General features: G+C 72.4%; 11 protein-coding genes. 8 read left to right on the forward strand and 3 right to left on the reverse strand.

The window, feature by feature from the left end; translation table 11 throughout:
- The first annotated feature begins 300 nt into the window (after positions 1–300).
- Together E0L36_RS00540 and E0L36_RS00545 are read left to right on the forward strand one after the other, a co-directional pair.
- Complete coding sequence (locus E0L36_RS00540; RefSeq protein ID WP_180926881.1) at positions 301–981, forward strand: response regulator transcription factor; 681 nt, start codon at positions 301–303, stop codon at positions 979–981.
- A gap of 5 nt (positions 982–986) precedes the next feature.
- The gene (locus E0L36_RS00545; RefSeq protein WP_180926882.1) at positions 987–2,261 is read left to right on the forward strand and encodes a HAMP domain-containing histidine kinase; all 1,275 of its coding nucleotides are present in this window, start codon (positions 987–989) and stop codon (positions 2,259–2,261) included.
- Here the strand turns inward: E0L36_RS00545 and E0L36_RS27240 are convergent.
- The gene (locus tag E0L36_RS27240; RefSeq protein WP_308416578.1) at positions 2,187–2,969 is read right to left on the reverse strand and encodes a GtrA family protein; all 783 of its coding nucleotides are present in this window, start codon (positions 2,967–2,969) and stop codon (positions 2,187–2,189) included. The two genes, E0L36_RS00545 and E0L36_RS27240, sit on opposite strands and share 75 nt — an antisense overlap.
- Before the next feature lie 283 nt (positions 2,970–3,252).
- Between E0L36_RS27240 and E0L36_RS00555 the strand changes: the two genes are divergently transcribed.
- The 3 genes from E0L36_RS00555 (at position 3,253) to E0L36_RS00565 (ending at position 6,425) form a co-directional block, all read left to right on the forward strand.
- Positions 3,253–4,440: a 5-(carboxyamino)imidazole ribonucleotide synthase gene (locus tag E0L36_RS00555; protein ID WP_180926883.1), complete on the forward strand. Its 1,188-nt coding sequence runs from the start codon at positions 3,253–3,255 to the stop codon at positions 4,438–4,440.
- 253 nt (positions 4,441–4,693) lie between these two features.
- A complete protein-coding gene (gene purE / locus E0L36_RS00560) occupies positions 4,694–5,233 on the forward strand; it encodes a 5-(carboxyamino)imidazole ribonucleotide mutase (RefSeq protein WP_180926884.1) in 540 nt (179 codons plus the stop codon).
- Position 5,234: 1 nt separating this feature from the next.
- Complete coding sequence (locus E0L36_RS00565) at positions 5,235–6,425, forward strand: dipeptidase (RefSeq protein WP_180926885.1); 1,191 nt, start codon at positions 5,235–5,237, stop codon at positions 6,423–6,425.
- Between the two features lie 156 nt (positions 6,426–6,581).
- On the opposite strand, the gene E0L36_RS00570 is transcribed toward E0L36_RS00565, so the two are convergent.
- Positions 6,582–7,754 (reverse strand): acyl-CoA dehydrogenase family protein, encoded by a 1,173-nt coding sequence (locus tag E0L36_RS00570; RefSeq protein WP_258015846.1) that lies wholly within the window; start codon positions 7,752–7,754, stop codon positions 6,582–6,584.
- A 162-nt stretch (positions 7,755–7,916) separates the two neighbouring features.
- On the opposite strand from E0L36_RS00570, the gene E0L36_RS00575 reads away from it, so the two are divergent.
- On the forward strand, positions 7,917–9,260 hold the full coding sequence (locus E0L36_RS00575) for a UDP-glucose/GDP-mannose dehydrogenase family protein (RefSeq protein WP_180926886.1): 1,344 nt from the start codon (positions 7,917–7,919) through the stop codon (positions 9,258–9,260).
- Between the two features lie 303 nt (positions 9,261–9,563).
- Complete coding sequence (locus tag E0L36_RS00580; RefSeq protein WP_180926887.1) at positions 9,564–9,956, forward strand: VOC family protein; 393 nt, start codon at positions 9,564–9,566, stop codon at positions 9,954–9,956.
- 129 nt (positions 9,957–10,085) lie between these two features.
- Here the strand turns inward: E0L36_RS00580 and E0L36_RS00585 are convergent, their stop codons facing one another.
- Entirely contained in the window at positions 10,086–11,354 is a 1,269-nt protein-coding gene (locus E0L36_RS00585) for an LCP family protein (protein WP_180926888.1), read from the reverse strand.
- A 128-nt stretch (positions 11,355–11,482) separates the two neighbouring features.
- Here E0L36_RS00585 and E0L36_RS00590 point away from each other — a divergent pair, with 128 nt between their 5' ends.
- Positions 11,483–12,049 carry an acyl-CoA thioesterase gene (locus tag E0L36_RS00590; RefSeq protein WP_180926889.1) on the forward strand — a complete coding sequence of 189 codons (567 nt, stop codon included), beginning with the start codon at positions 11,483–11,485 and terminating at the stop codon, positions 12,047–12,049.
- The last annotated feature ends 52 nt before the right edge of the window (positions 12,050–12,101 follow it).

A 12,101-nucleotide genomic window follows, 5' to 3' on the forward strand; every position in this document is an offset into this window, starting at 1 on the left:
ACGCGGGAGGTGCCGCGGCCGCGCACGGCCGGGGAACCTCGACGTAACTCATGGAAGGAGTTCCGGATACGGGAACACCGTGTCCGGAAAACGAACTCACCCTACGCCACGTCTGATGATCCTTTGGTGCCTTTGCGAGATCGGTCACAAGTGGCCCAGACAACAGCCATAGCACCGGTATGCCCGTTCTCTGGTGGGTGGTTGGGGTTTCCGCTCCCGAATCGGACAGCCGTCTCCACCCTGCGGCGGCCGTGCTTGGGGAGGACCCTCACGCTGGGCTACGAGGACTACCATCGCAGCATGACCCGAGTACTGCTCGCCGAGGACGACGCATCCATCTCCGAGCCGCTCGCCCGCGCCCTGCGCCGGGAGGGTTACGAGGTGGAGGTGCGGGAGGACGGACCCGCCGCGCTGGAGGCGGGCCTCCGGGAGGGGATCGACCTCGTCGTACTGGACCTCGGCCTGCCCGGCATGGACGGCCTGGAGGTCTGCCGCCGCCTGCGCACCGAGGGACACACCTTCCCCGTGCTCGTGCTCACGGCCCGGGCCGACGAGGTGGACACCGTCGTCGGCCTGGACGCCGGAGCCGACGACTACGTCACCAAACCCTTCCGGCTCGCCGAGCTGCTGGCCCGCGTCCGGGCGCTGCTGCGCCGCGGTGGCGCGGCGGAGACGGCGCAGCCGTCCGCCCCGCACGGCGTGCGGATCGACGTCGAGTCGCACCGCGCCTGGATGGGCGAGGAGGAGCTTCAGCTCACCGCGAAGGAGTTCGACCTGCTGCGGGTCCTGGTGCGGGACGCGGGTCGGGTGGTGACCAGGGAGCAGTTGATGCGTGAGGTGTGGGACACCACCTGGTGGTCCTCCACCAAGACGCTCGACATGCACATCTCCTGGCTGCGGAAGAAGCTCCGGGACGACGCCGCCAACCCGCGCTACATCGCCACCGTGCGCGGCGTCGGCTTCCGCTTCGAGAAGAGCTAGCGGGGTTGCGGCGCCGACTCATCCAGTCGACCCTCGCGGTGGTGCTCGTCGTCGTCGCGGTCTTCGGCGTCTCGCTGGTGATCGTGGAGAGCCGCACCATCGGCGACAGCGTGCGCGAGACCGTGCGCACCGAGGCCGTCCGGCTGGTCGCCACGGTGGAGAGCCAGGTGATGGAGGAGCAGGAGGTCACCCCGGACAGCGTGGGCAGCGCCGCCATCGCGTCCAACCACCACGTCCGGATCGAGATCCCGGGGCAGCACCCGATCGAGGTCGGTGACCGGCCCAGCGGCGACGTCATCGAGGCCCGGGAGTCCGGCTCGCACGGCGAGCTGGTGACGGTGCGGGTGGCCCGCTCCGAGATCCGCGCCGAGGTCGGCCGGACCCTGCTGATCATTCTGCTGGTGGCGCTGCTCGCCGTGACGGCGGCCGCCGTGCTGGCCGTGCGCCAGGCGCACCGGGTCGCGGCGCCGCTCACCGACCTCGCGGAGACCGCCGAGCGGCTCGGCTCCGGCGACCCCCGCCCCCGGCACCGGCGCTACGGCGTCCCCGAGCTGGACCGGGTCGCGGAGGTGCTGGACGCCAGCGCCGACCGGATCGGGCGGATGCTGACGGCCGAGCGGCGGCTCGCCGCCGACGCCTCGCACCAGCTGCGCACCCCGCTCACCGCGCTCTCCATGCGGCTGGAGGAGATCATCGCGACGGCCGAGACGGACGACCCGGAGGACCGCGCGGTGGCCCGGGAGGAGGCCACCATCGCGCTGGCCCAGGTGGAGCGGCTGACCGACGTCGTCCAGCGGCTGCTCACCAACTCCCGCGACACCCGTTCCGCCTCGGCCGTCGCCTTCGACCTGGACGAGGTGGTCACCCAGCAGCTGGCCGAGTGGCGCCCGGCCTACCGGGGCGAGGGCCGCGCGATCGTGCGCTCCGGCAAGACCGGCCTGCGCGCGGTCGGCACCCCCGGGGCGGTCGCGCAGGTCCTGGCCACGCTGATCGAGAACTCGCTGATGCACGGCGACGGCACCGTGGCGCTGCGCACCCGCGTCACCGGGAACCAGGTGGTCGTCGAGGTCACCGACGACGGTCCGGGCGTCGCCCCGCAGCTCGGCTCACGGGTCTTCGAACGGACGGTGAGCGGCCGGAACTCCACCGGGCTCGGACTGGCCGTCGCGCGGGACCTGGCCGAGGCGGACGGGGGGCGGCTGGAACTACTTCAGCAGCTGCCGCCGGTCTTCGCGCTCTTTCTCAGCCGCGCGGTCGAGGACCCCGGCGACCGGCTCTGACGCCCCGGCGCCGGACGGGCCCGAGCCGCCCTCCGCCGTGTCGGCCACGTTCGCCGCGTCCACCACGTTCGCCGCGTCCACCGTGTTCCCGGTGTCCGCCGTGTCCGTCGCGGAACCGGCCGTCGCCACCGGCCCCGTCGCCACCGGCTCGGGGCTCTCCGCGCCCGGTTCGGCGGTCGCGGGGCCCACCGGGGCCGAGGAGTCCGTCAAGTCCGCCGCGTCAGCCGGGCTCGCGGCGTCCCGGGCGTCCACGGAGTCGCGGGAGACCGACGTGTCCGGGGAGTCCGACGTGTCCGTGGGGCCCGGGGCCGGGGGGTCGCTGCCCTTGGCGGGGGCGGTGCCGCTCCGGTCGCGGAAGACCCAGGTCCGGTAGGACCAGAAGCGGAACGCGGTGCCGAGGCCGAGCCCGATCACGTTCTTGGCGATGTTGTCCGCCAGCGGCGAGGTGTAGCCGAGGCCGTAGTGCGAGAGCGCCAGGATGCCGTTCTCCAGCACCAGCGCGATACCGCTGAAGAAGAAGAACAGCATGGTCTCGCGGTGTGCCTGGGTCTTGTCGATGTGGCGGTAGGTCCAGTACCGGTTGCCCAGGTAGTTGGTGACGATGGCGACCGTCTGCGCGATGACGCCGGAGCGGATGGGCGCGAGCTGGAACGTGTGGATGCAGAGGTTGAAGATCGCCACGTTGATGAGTGCGCCGACCGCGCCCACGGTCCCGAACTTGGCCAGCTCCCGGGTAAGCCGTTCGAATCGTGAGCGCAGTGCGCGTGTGGTGCGCGGGTCGCTGGCGGCGATCGTCGATCTCCCCGTCTTGGCTCGGCTGGTCCTGCCGGTGGTCGCGTGGCGGCTGTCCGTCCGTCGCGCTCGTCCGTCCGCCACATGCTAACCAGCACCGGTGGCCGCCCGTACGAAGGTCGCCGGGATCCCGCCGCCCACGCGGGTGGCCGAAACCCACCGGGAGAGCTGGCCGGATGGGTGCCGCTAGCCTGGGGGCGTGACGTTCCCGGTAGTCGGCGTGGTCGGCGGTGGCCAGCTCGCCCGTATGACGTATGAGGCGGGTATCCCGCTAGGTATCAGGTTCCGGCTCCTCTCGGAGGGGCCACGGGATGCGGCCGCGCAGGTCATCCCGGATGTGGTGGTCGGCGACCACCGGGACCTGGCGACCCTCCGTGCCTTCGCGCGGGGCTGTGACGTGATCACTTTCGATCACGAGCACGTCCCGACCGATCACCTGCGGGCGCTGGAGGCGGACGGGGTGGCCGTCCGCCCGGGGCCCGACGCCCTGGTGCACGCCCAGGACAAGGGCGTGATGCGGGAGCGGCTGGACCGGCTCGGAATCGCCAGCCCCCGGCACCGGCTGGTGCGGGATCCGGCCGACGTGGCGGCCTTCGCCCGGGAGCTGACCGAGGCGGACGGCGCCACCGGGGCGCCCGCGGCGGCGGGTGGCCCAGACGGCTTCCCGGTGGTCCTGAAGACGGTGCGCGGCGGGTACGACGGCAAGGGCGTCTGGGTGGTGCGCGAGGCCGGGCAGGCCGCGGAGCCCTTCCGGGCGGGCGTGCCCGTACTGGCCGAGGAGAAGGTCGACTTCGTCCGGGAGCTGGCCGCCAACGTGGTGCGCTCCGCGCACGGGCAGGCCGTCGCCTACCCGGTGGTGGAGTCCGTGCAGCGGGACGGAGTCTGCGACACCGTGATCGCCCCCGCCCCCGGGCTGCCCGAGGAGCGGTCGCTGGAGGCCCAGCGGCTCGCGCTCACCGTCGCCGAGGAGCTGGGTGTGGTCGGGCACCTCGCGGTCGAGCTGTTCGAGACCCGGGACGGCCGGGTGCTCGTCAACGAGCTGGCGATGCGGCCGCACAACTCCGGGCACTGGACCCAGGAGGGCGCGATCACCTCGCAGTTCGCCAACCACGTGCGGGCGGTGCTCGACCTGCCGTTGGGCGACCCGCGGGCCCGCGCGCGGTGGACGGTGATGGCCAACGTCCTGGGCGGCGACTACCCGGACATGTACCCCGCCTACCTGCACTGCATGGCCCGCGACCCCCGGCTCGCCATCCACATGTACGGCAAGGACGTGAAGCCGGGCCGGAAGGTCGGCCATGTGACGGTCTGGGGGGACGAGTTGACGGACGTCCGGGAGCGGGCGGCGCACGCCGCGGGCTACCTGCGCGGCACGGTCACCGAGTGACCCGACGCTCCGGCGGACGCCCGCGTGGCGCGGGGCGTGGGTGGCCCCCGTGCCGTCCCACGGGTTCCACCCGTCCCGGGCGCTCTGTACATTCCGTGTGTTCCGCGCGTCCGGTCGTCCCCGCCGCGTCCCGTGGCTGGTCACCGGGTTCCCGCCGGACCGGGCCGCCCCGTGCGCCCGGGGAGCCGGCGGCGCGCCGGCCGGCCCGGGGCGCGGCCCAGCAGCGAGTACCCGCACCAGCAAGGAGTCCGATATGACCACCGCAGCACCCGCGCCCCTCGTCGGCATCGTCATGGGCTCGGACTCGGACTGGCCCGTCATGGAGGCCGCGGCCAAGGCCCTCGCCGAGTTCGAGGTGCCCTACGAGGTCGACGTCGTCTCCGCGCACCGGATGCCGCGCGAGATGATCGCCTACGGGGAGGCCGCGGCCGGGCGCGGGCTGAAGGCGATCATCGCGGGGGCCGGGGGAGCGGCCCATCTGCCGGGGATGCTCGCCTCCGTCACCACGCTGCCGGTGATCGGGGTGCCGGTTCCGCTGAAGTACCTCGACGGCATGGACTCGCTGCTGTCGATCGTGCAGATGCCCGCCGGGGTGCCGGTGGCCACCGTCTCGGTGGGCGGCGCGCGGAACGCCGGGCTGCTGGCCGTCCGGCAGCTCGCCGCGCACGACCGCGAACTGGCCGAGCGGATGGAGCACTTCCAGGCGGAACTCAACGACCAGGCGACGCAGAAGGGCAAGCGCCTGCGGAGCAAGACCGCGGGCCAGCCGGAATTCGGATTCGGAGGCCGCTGACATGACCCAGGAACTCCTCGACCGGGCACGTGAACTGCTGCGCCAGCACCCCGTGGTGGACGGTCACAACGATCTGCCCTGGACCCTGCGTGAGCAGGTGACCTACGACCTCGACCAGCGGGACATCGCGCGGGACCAGAGCGCCCACACGCACACCGACATCCCCCGACTGCGCGCCGGTGGCGTCGGCGCGCAGTTCTGGTCTGTCTACGTCGCCACCGGCCTGACCGGGGACAGCGCCGTCAGCGCCTGCCTGGAGCAGATCGACGTGGTGCGGCGCCTCGCCGCGCGCTACCCCGACGACCTGCGGCTGGCGTACACCGCGCGGGAGATGGAGGAGGCGCGCGCCGCGGGGCGGATCGCCTCGCTGATGGGCGCCGAGGGTGGGCACTCCATCGACAACTCCCTCGCGACGCTGCGCGCCCTCTACCAACTCGGCGTGCGCTACATGACGTTGACCCACAACGACTCGCTCGCCTGGGCCGACTCCGCCACCGACGAGCCGCGCGCGGACGGCCTCTCCCGGTTCGGGGAGGAGGTCGTGCGGGAGATGAACCGGCTCGGCATGCTCGTCGACCTCTCGCACGTGGCGGCGAGCACGATGCGCGACGCGCTGCGGGTGAGCGCGGCGCCGGTGCTCTTCTCACACTCCTCGGCCCGCGCGGTCTGCCCGCACCCGCGCAACATCCCCGACGACGTCCTCGCCCGGCTGCCGGAGAACGGGGGCGTGGCCATGGTGACCTTCGTCCCCAAGTTCCTCTCCACGGCGGCCGGGGACTGGTGGAAACAGGCCACCGCGGACCTGGCCGAGCGGGGCCTGTCGCTCTTCGGCACCGACCCCGCGTCGGTGGCGGCCCGCCGCGCCTACGAGGAGACCAACCCGGCGCCGCCGGTGACCGTCGCCACCGCCGCCGACCATCTGGACCACATGCGCGAGGTGGCCGGTATCGACCACCTCGGGCTGGGTGGCGACTACGACGGCATGCCCTTCGGCCCCACCGGGCTGGAGGACGTGGCGGGCTACCCGAACCTCGTCGCGGAACTCCTGGACCGCCGCTGGTCCGAGGCCGACCTCGCCAAGCTGACCTGGCAGAACGCGGTGCGCGTGCTGGGCGCGGCGGAGGAGGTCGCCCGTGGCCTCCAGGCCGAACGCGGCCCCTCCATCGCCACCTTCGCCCAGCTGGACGGCTGACCCGTCCCGCTCACGCGGAACGCCCTCCCCGTACTCGGGACCCCGTACGTGGAACGCCCCGGCCATCCGGCCGGGGCGTTCCGTGGTTCCGGCGGTCCGGAGCGGGTGCGCGCGGGCCGCCGCCCCGGGTGGGGCGACGGCCGAAGTGCGGTGTGATCAGGGCAGGTTGCGAGCCATCACGACGCGCTGGACCTGGTTGGTGCCCTCGTAGATCTGCGTGATCTTGGCGTCCCGCATCATCCGCTCGACGGGGTAGTCGCGGGTGTAGCCGTAGCCGCCGAGCAGCTGCACGGCGTCGGTGGTGATCTCCATGGCGGCGTCCGAGGCGTAGCACTTGGCGGCGGCGCCGAAGAAGGTCAGGTCGCCGTCCAGCCGCTCGGACTTGGCCGCCGCCGCGTAGGTCAGCTGCCGCGCGGCCTCCAGCTTCATCGCCATGTCGGCCAGCATGAACTGGACGCCCTGGAAGTCGCCCACCGGCTTGCCGAACTGCTTGCGCTCGGCGACGTACCCCTTGGCGTAGTCGAGGGCGCCCTGCGCGATGCCCAGCGCCTGCGCGGCGATGGTGATACGGGTGTGGTCCAGGGTCTTCATCGCGGTGGCGAAGCCGGTGCCCTCGGCGCCGATCATGCGGCTGGCCGGAATCCGCACGTTGTCCAGGTAGACCTCGCGGGTGGGGGAGCCCTTGATGCCGAGCTTCTTCTCCGGGGCGCCGAACGAGACGCCCTCGTCGCCCTTCTCGACGACGAAGGCGGAGATGCCCTTGGTGCGCTTCTCCGGATCGGTGACGGCCATCACCGTGTAGTACTCCGAGACCCCGGCGTTGGTGATCCACCGTTTCACGCCGTTCAGGACGTACTCGTCGCCGTCCCGCACGGCCCTGGTCCTCATGCCGCCCGCGTCGGAACCGGCGTCCGGCTCGCTCAGGCAGTACGAGAACATCGCGTCGCCCTGGGCCAGCGGCGGCAGGCAGGAGCGCTTCAGCTCCTCCGAACCGGAGAGCATCACCGGCAGCGAGCCGAGCTTGTTGACGGCGGGGATCAGCGAGGACGACCCGCACACCCGGGCCACCTCCTCGATGACGATCACCGTGGCCAGCGCGTCCGCGCCCGCCCCGCCGAACTCCTCGGGGACGTGCACCGCGTGCAGGTCGTTGGAGACGAGCGCGTCCAGTGCCTCCTGCGGGAAGCGCGCCTCCTCGTCCACCTCGGCGGCGAAGGGCGCGATCTTCGCCTCGGCGAGCGCGCGCACCGAGTCACGGAGCATCTGGTGCTCCTCGGACGGCCGGTAGAGGTCGAAATCAGCGGCTGCGCGGTTTGCGGAGGACGCCAAGGTGTCTCACTCCTCTGAGCACGGAGTTGCCGGATTGCTAATTACCGTTAAGTAACTCAATTTTAGGGGTGGATCGGTGAACGCGGATACGTGAGCTTCACGACAGAGACGACCCCGTTATGCTCACGGCAGCCTCCAGCCAGTCTGCATCGAGGAGCACCGATGGCCCCGCCGAAAATCACCGTGATCGGCACCGGATACCTGGGCGCCACCCACGCCGCCGCCATGGCGGAGCTGGGCTTCGACGTCCTGGGGCTGGACGTCGACCCCCAGAAGATCGCCCTGCTGGAGCGCGGTGAGCCGCCGATGTTCGAGCCGGGCCTGGGCGACCTGCTCCGGGCGCACGCCCTCGGGGTGGAGGGCTCCACCGGCCGTCTGCGCTTCACCACCTCCTGGGAGGAGGTCGGGGAGTTCGGCGACGTCCACTTCGTCTGCGTCAACACCCCGCAGAAGCAGGGCGAGTACGCCTGCGACATGTCCTACGTGGACCGCGCGTTCGAGTCACTGGCGCCGTGGCTGCGGCGTCCGGCGCTGGTGGTCGGCAAGTCCACCGTGCCGGTGGGCAGCGCGGAGCGGCTCGCGGAGCGGCTCGTGGAGCTGGCCCCGGCGGGCGCGGAGGTGGAGCTCGCCTGGAACCCGGAGTTCCTGCGGGAGGGCTTCGCGGTGCGGGACACGCTGCACCCGGACCGGATCGTTGTCGGCGTGCGCGGGGAGCGTGCCGAGCGGCGGCTGCGCGAGGTCTACGCGACGCCGTGCGCGGAGGGCTCCCCCTTCGTCGTCACCGACTTCCCCACCGCCGAGCTGGTGAAGACCGCCGCCAACTCCTTCCTCGCCACCAAGATCTCGTTCATCAACGCGATGGCCGAGGTGTGCGAGGCGGCCGGCGGGGACGTCGTCAAGCTGGCCGAGGCGATCGGGTACGACGACCGGATCGGCCGGAAGTTCCTCCGGGCCGGGATCGGGTTCGGCGGTGGCTGTCTGCCGAAGGACATCCGGGCCTTCATGGCGCGCGCCGGTGAGCTGGGCGCCTCCGAGGCGCTGACCTTCCTGCGCGAGGTCGACTCGATCAACATGCGCCGCCGCGCGCAGATGGTGGAGCTGACCCGGGACGCGGTGGGCGGCACCCTGCTGGGCAAGCGCGTCGCGGTGCTCGGCGCCACCTTCAAGCCCGACTCGGACGACGTGCGGGACTCGCCCGCGCTGAACGTCGCCGGGCAGCTGCACCTCCAGGGGGCGCAGGTCACCGTCTACGACCCGAAGGGGATGGAGAACGCCCGCGCCCTCTTCCCGACCCTGGGCTACGCCGCCAGCGTCCAGGACGCGGCGCGCGGCGCCGACGTGCTGCTGCACCTCACCGAGTGGCCGGAGTTCGGCGAACTGGACCCGGCGGCGATCGGCGGCACCGTCGCCCGGCGGCACCTGCTCGACGGGCGGAACACGCTCGACCCGGTGCCGTGGCGCAAGGAGGGCTGGACCTTCCGCGCCCTCGGCCGCCCCACCGCCTGACGGTCCGCCCCTTCCCGCACGCCCCCGCCGCACGGCGGCCCTGGACGCCCGGCCGTCCGTCCGGTGGTCCGCCCGGCGCCGTCCGCCCGGCCGTCGGGCCCGCGCCGGACGGCCGCCGGGGGCTCAGGCGGGTGGGGCGTGGGGTGCGGCGGCGCGCGCGGTAGCCGCGCGTCGTGGTGTGCTGAGATCACCGTCCCCGCCGCCGCGCCTCCGCTGGTGACGAGCCGGTGGTGACCGAACGCGCGGAACCGACGAGCGTGGTGCGCGAGCACCACGGACCAGCCAGTGGAAGGAAGCAGCACCATGGCCGTTGCCACGATGGGCGTTGTCGTACTGGACTGCCCCGATCCGAGGCGGCTCGCCCGGTTCTACGCGGACCTGCTCGGCTGGTCGGTGGCGCCCGCCGGAGAGGGGCAGTCCGCGGAGGACTGGGTGGAGGTGGAGGGGCCGCACGGACGGCGGTTGGCCTTCCAGCGGGCACCCGGGCTGGTCCCGCCGGAGTGGCCCAGCGAGGAGCACTCGCAACAGTTCCACCTGGACCTCTACGCCCCGGCCGCCCGGATGGACGAGGCCGAGCGGGAGGCGCTGGACCTCGGCGCCCGGCTGATCCAGGGGGACGACGGAGGCGCGCGGGACTTCCGCGTCTACCTCGACCCGGCGGGGCACCCCTTCTGTCTCTGCGTACAGCACGACTGAACGCGCGGAAAGCGCCGCGGGGGCCGGTCCGTCCGGAGCACTCCGGACGGACCGGCCCCCGACGGTGGGTGGGCCGAGCGTGGCGCCGCACGGCCGGTGGGCCGGGGTGGCTCAGCGGTCGCGGGACGCTCAGCGATCCGAGGTGACGGTCACCTTCTCGCCGTTGTTCAGCTGGTCGACCAGCTGCTTGACCTTGGGCTTGTCCCACTGGAGGGAGCCCTGCGGCCCTCCCTGCGCGCTGAGCGGCATGTTCATGGACTTGCCGTCCCCGCCGGACACGCCCTTCATCGCCCAGAACATCGAGGCGACGTTCCACAGGCTCATGTCCTTGTCCACGATCAGGGTGTCCAGCCCGGCGCCCATCGTCGGGTAGAGCCGGAACGGGTTGAGCACCGTGGTCGGCGTGGCCACCTGGTTGGCCAGTGCGGAGAGGAACTTCTGCTGGTTCTTGGTGCGGTCGAGGTCGCTGCCGGGCAGCGCGTACCGGGTGCGGACGAAGGAGAGCGCCTGCTTGCCGTCCAGGGTCTGGGTGCCCTTCTTGAAGTCGGCGCCCGACTTCTCGTCCTTGATGTCCCGGGGGATGTTCATCTCGACCCCGCCGACCGCGTCGACGATCTTGGCGAAGCCGCCGAAGCCGATCTCCGCGTAGTGGTCGATCCGCAGGCCGGTGTTGTGCTCGACCGTCCGCACCAGCAGCGGGGCCCCGTCCTGGGCGTAGGTCGCGTTGATCTTGGTGTGCTTGCCCTGGGCCGGGTACTTCTCGCCCGACTCGGAGCCGGTGAAGGCGGGGATCTCGACCCAGGAGTCGCGGGGCAGCGAGATCATCGTGTTCCCGTTGTCGCCCACGTGCAGGATCATGATCGAGTCGGTGCGGGCGCCCTCCTTGGGTCCGCCCGCGTTCAGCTCCTGCTTCTCCTCCTTGGTCATGCCCTCCCGGCTGTCGGAGCCGACGATCAGGTAGTTGGTGCCGTCCCCGCTCTCCGGGCGGTCCTGCACGATGCTGAGGTCAACCTCGTTACGGAGCTTCGAATCGGCCCACAGGTAGGTGCCGACCGACCACACCAGCATGACGACCACCAGGGTGAGCAGACCCCACTTGATCCGCCGCCCCCAGTTCGGCCGTGGTCTCGGCTCGTCGTGGGGTCCGGGAGGGCCGGGGGGCCCGCCGTGCGGATCCGCCGCGCCCCTGCCGTAGACCTGCCCCGGGCTGTAGCCCGAGTCCGGCGAGGGGTTGCCGTACCCGGCCCCCTGTCCCCGTACGTCGCCCCTGGACTGCGGGGGGATTCCCGGGCGCTGTGTGTGCGGCATGGCCCGGGTGGGGTCGGGCTCGGGCGCTCCACTGCCCCGCCCGTGACGATCCCCGGAGCTGTTGGTCCAACCGTCCGGCCACTGATTCATGGGGGGCAGTGTGCCCCCCGGATACCGGCTCGTTACAGGGCGGGTCCCCTCTCGTGGGGAGGCTGTAGCAGATCTGATGCAAAGTGGCTCGGCGGCGCGTCCGCTATGTCCCCGCATAGGGTGGACATATGAACGACCAGGCAGCAGCGGCCGAGAACGCTCCCCCCGGCAAGCCGACCTCCGCCTCGCGCACGACCCTGTCGCACATCATGACGGGCAACGACACCAACCTGCTCGGGACCGTGCACGGCGGCGTGATCATGAAGCTGGTGGACGACGCCGCGGGCGCGGTCGCGGGCCGTCACTCGGGCGGACCCGCCGTCACCGCCTCCATGGACGAGATGGTCTTCCTGGAGCCGGTGCGGGTGGGCGACCTCGTCCACGTACGGGCCCAGGTGAACTGGACGGGCCGCTCGTCGATGGAGGTGGGGGTGCGGGTGCTGGCCGAGCGCTGGAACGAGTCGGCCCCCGCCACCCGCGTCGGCTCGGCCTACCTGGTCTTCGCCGCGGTGGACGAGGCGGGCCGCCCCCGCCCGGTGCCGCCGGTGCTGCCGGAGTCGGGCCGCGACCAGCGGCGCTGGCAGGAGGCGCAGATCCGGCGCAGCCACCGGCTGGCCCGGCGCCGGGCCATCAAGGAGCTGCGGCAACTGCGCGCCAGCGAGGCCGAGGACGCCGAGGAGCGGCTCCCGGGCTGAGCGGGCGGCCCGCCCCGACGCCCCCTCCGCCCGTTCGCTCCCGTTCCCGTCC

Origin of the sequence: Streptomyces sp. AJS327 (assembly GCF_013450295.1) — a bacterium.
Lineage (GTDB): Bacteria > Actinomycetota > Actinomycetes > Streptomycetales > Streptomycetaceae > Streptomyces.